Source organism: Mesorhizobium sp. M7A.F.Ca.MR.362.00.0.0 (genome assembly GCF_004023175.1).
Classification (GTDB): domain Bacteria; phylum Pseudomonadota; class Alphaproteobacteria; order Rhizobiales; family Rhizobiaceae; genus Mesorhizobium.
Map to the genome: position 1 here is coordinate 1 of NZ_RZTF01000239.1, position 5,800 is coordinate 5,800.

4 protein-coding genes are annotated in these 5,800 nt (G+C 65.1%); 2 read left to right on the forward strand and 2 right to left on the reverse strand.

Features of this window, described 5'->3' with window-relative positions; all coding sequences use genetic code 11:
- A partial coding sequence (locus tag EOC06_RS24550; protein ID WP_306462362.1) for an amidase occupies window positions 1-1,525 on the forward strand: 1,525 nt, incomplete at its 5' end.
- A gap of 238 nt (window positions 1,526-1,763) precedes the next feature.
- Here the strand turns inward: EOC06_RS24550 and EOC06_RS24560 are convergent.
- Together EOC06_RS24560 and EOC06_RS24565 are read right to left on the reverse strand one after the other, a co-directional pair.
- Complete coding sequence (locus tag EOC06_RS24560; RefSeq protein WP_128309006.1) at window positions 1,764-3,008, reverse strand: Xaa-Pro peptidase family protein; 1,245 nt, start codon at window positions 3,006-3,008, stop codon at window positions 1,764-1,766.
- Window positions 3,009-3,076: 68 nt separating this feature from the next.
- Window positions 3,077-3,643 (reverse strand): invasion associated locus B family protein, encoded by a 567-nt coding sequence (locus EOC06_RS24565; RefSeq protein ID WP_245470011.1) that lies wholly within the window; start codon window positions 3,641-3,643, stop codon window positions 3,077-3,079.
- A gap of 258 nt (window positions 3,644-3,901) precedes the next feature.
- On the opposite strand from EOC06_RS24565, the gene EOC06_RS43405 reads away from it, so the two are divergent.
- Window positions 3,902-5,800: inverse autotransporter beta domain-containing protein (locus EOC06_RS43405; protein WP_245470012.1), on the forward strand; the 1,899-nt coding region annotated here is incomplete at its 3' end.

A 5,800-nucleotide genomic window follows, 5' to 3' on the forward strand; every position in this document is an offset into this window, starting at 1 on the left:
CCCCGTCACTATACGGGGAGAAGGTGCCGGCAGGCGGATGAGGGGCGGCGCCAACGTTGGCAAGATCAACGAACGACGGGAGAGAGACATGGTCACCGACAGTCTGCTGAAAACCTATGCCGAGGCCGACGCGCTCGACCTTGCGGCACTTGTGAAGCGGGGCGACGTTTCACCGGCGGAACTGGTCGAGGCGGCGATCACGCTGGTCGAACGGCTCAACCCGGTGCTCAATGCGGTCATCCATCGCCTCTACGACATGGCGCGGGCGCAGGCCGAGACGGTCGACACATCAGCGCCCTTCGCCGGCGTGCCGTTCCTGCTCAAGGAGCTGGCCTCGTCCTGGACCGGGGCACCGAACACCAACTCCTCATTCTACCTCAGGGATGTTGTTGCCGATTTCGACACCGAGGTCGTTCGCCGCATGAAGGCGGCCGGGCTGGTGCTGGTCGGCAAGTCGAACGCGCCGGAGAACGGTTGGTCGATCACCACCGAACCAAAACTCTACGGTGTGACCAAGAACCCGTGGAAGGAAGGCATCACGCCCGGCGGCTCGAGCGGCGGCGCTGCCGCGGCCATCGCTTCGCGCATGGTGCCGATCGCCGAGGCCAGCGATGGCGCAGGCTCGATCCGCATCCCGGCCTCCTGCTGCGGCATCGTCGGCCTGAAGCCGTCGCGCGGCCGCGTCAGCCTCGCCCCGTTCGGCGACTATTGGTATGGCGGCGCGTACTTCCTGTGCTGCTCGCGCACCGTGCGCGACACGGCGGCCTATCTCGACGCGGTTGCCGGCGCGCTGCCGGGCGACCCCTATACGCCGCCGGTGCCCGATGGTTCTTGGCTCAGCCTGTCGGCACGGGCGCCAAAGAAGCTGCGCATCGGCTTTTCCGTCACGCCACCCAACGGCACGGCGATCGATGCGGAGGTGAAGGCGGCGGTGCTGGCAACCGTGGCTGCGCTCGAGCGGCTCGGCCACGATGTCGAGGAGCATGATATGCCGCTCGACGCCAATGGTGTGTGGAAGACCTACACCAACATGACCTGCGTGCAGACGGCGGCGACGTTCGACTACCTTGAAACGGTGATCGGCCGGCCGGTGACGCCAAGCGATGTCGAGGCGGTGACTTGGGCAATCATCGAGCGCGGCCGCTCGACCAGCGGCACCAGGCACATCTCCGATGTCGAGCAGCTCAGGCAGGTCGGCCGCGACATCGTCGGCGACCTCGGCGCCTACGATCTCTTCATCACCCCGACCCTGACGCAGCTGCCGCGCCCGTTCGGCTATTACGACATGTCGGAGACGGACATCGACCGCTACAACGCCAAATGGGCGGATTCGGTGTTTGCGTTCCCCTTCAACATCTCCGGCCAGCCGGCGATCTCGCTGCCGCTCGGCTGGTCGAAAGACGGCGTGCCGATCGGGGTGCAACTGGTCGGCCGCTACGGCGACGAGGCAACGGTGCTGGCTGCGTCGGCGCAACTGGAGCAGGAGATGCCGTGGAGGGGGAGAAGGCCGGCGGTGAGTGGTTAGTTGCTGCGAGGCACGCACCGCCGAGTTCCGTAGCGCCCCCCTCTGTCCTGCCGGACATCTCCCCCTCGAGTGGGGAGATCGGCTGTCACAACCACCTTCGCCAATTTTCGACGTTGAAAGACGAAGACCGACGCCGAAACAGTCAATCTCCCCACTTGAGGGGGAGATGCCCGGCAGGGCAGAGGGGGGCGCCGTAGAGTGCGATGGTGAAAACGGCAAGCACCCTCCACCAGCCTCGCTAGCCAATCCTCTCCAGCCGCCTCGGCAGGCGGTTCATCGGCTTGGGCCCATCCGGTGTGATCAGGAACTGGTCCTCGAGATTGAAGCTGGCGAGGCCGTCTATGTAGAGCGGGATCTCGAAGGCCAGCACCATGCCGGCTTCGATGACGACATCGCTATCGGCGGCGATGAACGGCCATTGCTCCGAGAAGACCGACTGGCCGACGCCATGGCCGAAATGACCGCGGCGGTAGGTGCGCAGCCCTTGCCGCGCCAGGCTGTCGGTGGCGACGCGATGCACGTGGGCGAGCGTGGCTCCCGGAACAAGCGCGGCCAGCCCGTCGTCAAAGGCCCGCTCGGCGATCGCGTGCAGTTCGGCCTGCTCGGCGGATGGCGATCCGAAGGTGAAATTGCGCGACATGTCGGAGGCGTAGCCGCCGACCGTGCAGACCATGTCGCACTTCAGCGGATCGCCAGGCATGGCTTTCGCATCGGTGCTTTTGGCCTTCGCGCCCAGCGTCACATATTCGGCTGTGGCGACCGGATGGGACAGGCCGGACGCGGCCGTGGCGACGCCTTGCCGATAGAGGGCAATGAGATCGCCCTGACGCATGCCGGCCATGGCATCGACCTGCAGCCGCTCCAGCCCGGCTTCCGACAGGATGATGCCTTGCTGGAGCAGATCGATCTCACGCGGCGACTTGATGGCCCGCAACCTGTCGAGCACGGCCGAGCCGTCGACCATCGTGCAGCCCGGCAGCAGCGCCTGCATGACCGAGAGATCGGCGGCGGGAATAAAATCGAGATCGACGCCGATCCTTGCGCGCTCAAGTCCGAACCCGCTCAGGATCTCCTTCAGTTCGCGGACGGAACGGGCAAGTTCGAATGTTGCCGGCCGGGAAAAACCAGGCGCCCGGCCAGACGAGGCAAGGCCGGCCTCGACGCGTTGCGCCAGCCCTTGCCCTGCGGTCGAGGCGTCAAGCGTGGCGGTTTCGATCCAGATCGGGTGGCTGCGGATGACGGCATCCGACAGAGCCAGTTGCAGCTGTCCCGCATTGAAATCCGCCACCACGACGCCCATCGGCAGGTCCTGGCCCGCGGGGATGACGACGAAGCCGGCGCCGGCGCGCCGGAACAGTCCCGACGGCCCGATCGAGGCTCCGGTCGCATAGTGGAAGGCCTCAGGCGCGCACAGCACCAGCGCCTCGATGCCGGCGCGGTCCATCAGTTGCGCCGCGCGCTGGCGATCGACAAAGCCTGTCATGGGTTTCTCCACTGTCCGAAGCGGCAACGGAGCATTCCGGGCATCGACAATCAAGCCGCTGACAGCAGCTACTTGATCGATTCCAGCTTGGCCACAGCGGCGGTGAAGCCGGCCAGCGACACCGGGATGGTGACCGGCTTGCGGGTGACCGATTCCATGCCGATGTTCAGATTGGTCCCGGACTTCATGGCCTTGATGAGATCCGCCGACAACGGCGTGGCGGCATAGGCGCCGTTCTGGTCGCTGGTCTGGATGGCAATCGTCGTCTTCTGGCCCTGGTCGATCTGGAAGGAGGCGCCGGACGGCAGGAACAGGCCGTGCGGCAGGGCAAGCAGCATGGCGAGGCTGCCATTGCCGTTGTCGCGGCGCACGGTCACGGTCAGCACGCGCTGCCCGGTCTTGGCCTCGGTCAGGTTCTGCGACACCTGGCACTGAAGCTCGGTGGTCGCCGAACCGGAGGAGCAGTTCACTGCCCACGGATTGGCATCGGCCGGTTTTGCATTGGTTTCAGCCGGCTTTGGCTGGGCCGGCTTGGCATCTTCGGCAAGGGCTGGGCCGGCGGCCAGACCAAGCCACAGGGCGGCCAGCCCCGCGGCCATGCCAAGTAAATTAGACTTGTCTAAAGTAAGTGCCATGTTGTTTTGCCGGATGCCTTGCATGTTTCCTCGCCGCGCCCCGGTATTCTCCCGAGCATGGCTTGATACAACACTGGCGACTGTTCCGAAAGCCGAGCCGGAGGCAAGCAAGCCGGCGAAATTACTGTGACTTTTCGGATACAGCGAACAATTTTGCAGGAAGCCCTCAGAAATCGAAGCGTCAGAGACTCGCTATACAATAGAATTCGAGTAAGAGTTTGCACGGGGCGCGTGTAGTCCCCGAAGGACTCGCCAGGGATGGGAACTACCGAGACTTCTCGGCAAGTTGGTGAGATAGCGGCGCGTGGGGAGGATTTCCACGTTCGCGCCGGCTATCGCCGTTCGCGAATCGCCAGGCATCTCTGGAAGACGACGGCGCTGACGACGCTGGCGCTCGCCCTTTCAGGCATGGCCGCCCATGGCGATCCCAACGGGCTGTGGCAGCCGCAGATCCGCGCCATCATCGGCGCCGACAACAATGGCGGCAACGCCGCGCTCGAAGGTTTCATCCCGCTCAAGCAGACGGCCGAATCCGTGCTGTTCCTGGATGTCCGGGCCAAGCACGATTTCAAGGATGGTTCCGGCCAGGATGTCGGCCTCGGCATTCGCCGCATCGTCAACCCCGACCTGATGATCGGCGGCTACGCCTATCTCAACCTCGAGAACTACAACTCCACCCAGTTCACCGCGGTCACGCTGGGCGCCGAGGCGATCACGCCTCATTTCGATGCGCATGTGAACGTCTACCTGCCGATCAAGGGCGATTCGACGGATCATTCGACCAGCTCGACCCTGTCGATGGTCAGCAACCAGCTGATCGAGCAGATCTCTGTCCTCGACCATCGCGACTACGCGGCGTGGGGCATCGAGGGCGAGATCGGTGCGCAAGTGCCGGTCAACCTGCCCGACAAGCACTCGCTGCGGCTCGACATTGGCGGCTATCATTTCGAGGATCCGCATGGCGACGACGGCAGCGTCACCGGCGCCAAGGCTGGGTTCGAGTATACGATCGGCGATGTCTTCGGCAGCAACACGGAACTGGTCTTCGCCGGCGAGGTCCGCAACGACAATCGCGACGACACCCAGTTCGCCGGCAGTGTGCGGCTGAACATCCCGTTCAATCCCGGCAGCGGCTCGGACAATGGAGCCGACAGCGGGCCGGAGCCGGTCTATCCGGTCAGCGAAGGCCTGCGCAAGCGCGTCAACGAGCGCGTGCGTGGCGACATCGGCGTCCGCGTCCAGTCGCAGACGCTGACCGGCGGCACGACGACGCGTGTCGCGATCAACGCCGCCACCAATGCCGCCTTCGGCAAGTTCTATTTCGCCGATGGCGGCCTCGCCGGCGCCGGCACGCTGGCCGACCCGACGACTCTGGACGACGCCGTGACCAAGTCGGGTGCGAACGGCTTTGTCGTCGCGCTTGGCGGCAACGGCAATCTGACGACCGGCGGCGTGACGCTTGCCAATGGACAGACCGTCATCGGCGGCGGCGAAAGCGTCACCGCCAGGCTTTTCGGCGGCGGCACCAGCACCTTCAACCTGGGCGGTAGCGACGGCACGATCCAGGGCACCAACGTCGCCAACCCGGTCATCACGCTGGGCAACGGCAACACGCTCAACGGCATCACCATCACCGGCGGCGCCGACGGCATTTTCGGCAACAACATCACCGGCGCGACGCTGACCAATGTGACGGTCACCGGCGCGGGCGGCAACGGCGCCAACTTCACGGGCAGCTCGACCGGCATCACCGGCTCCAACTTCACCGCCACGGGCAACGGCCTCGACGGCCTGCATATCGACGGCGACGGCACCTACAATTTCACCGGCACGACGCTGCTGCAGGGCAATCTCGACGACGGTCTCGATATCACCGGCAAGGGCACTTACACTTTCGCTATCGTCAATGCGCAGGACAATACCGACCGCGGCATCACCGTGCAGGGCACGTCGACCGGCGGCACGTTCACCACCACCGGCGGTACTGTATCGGGCAATGGCGGCACCGCCGTCTTCATCCGATCCGATCACCGCGCATGTCGTGCTGGATTCGATCAGCCAGAGCGGCGGCACGTCGGGTGTCGTGCTCGAGAATGTCGCCGGCAGCTTCACCGTCAACGGTGCGACGACGATCTCCGACACGACCGGACCGCCGAT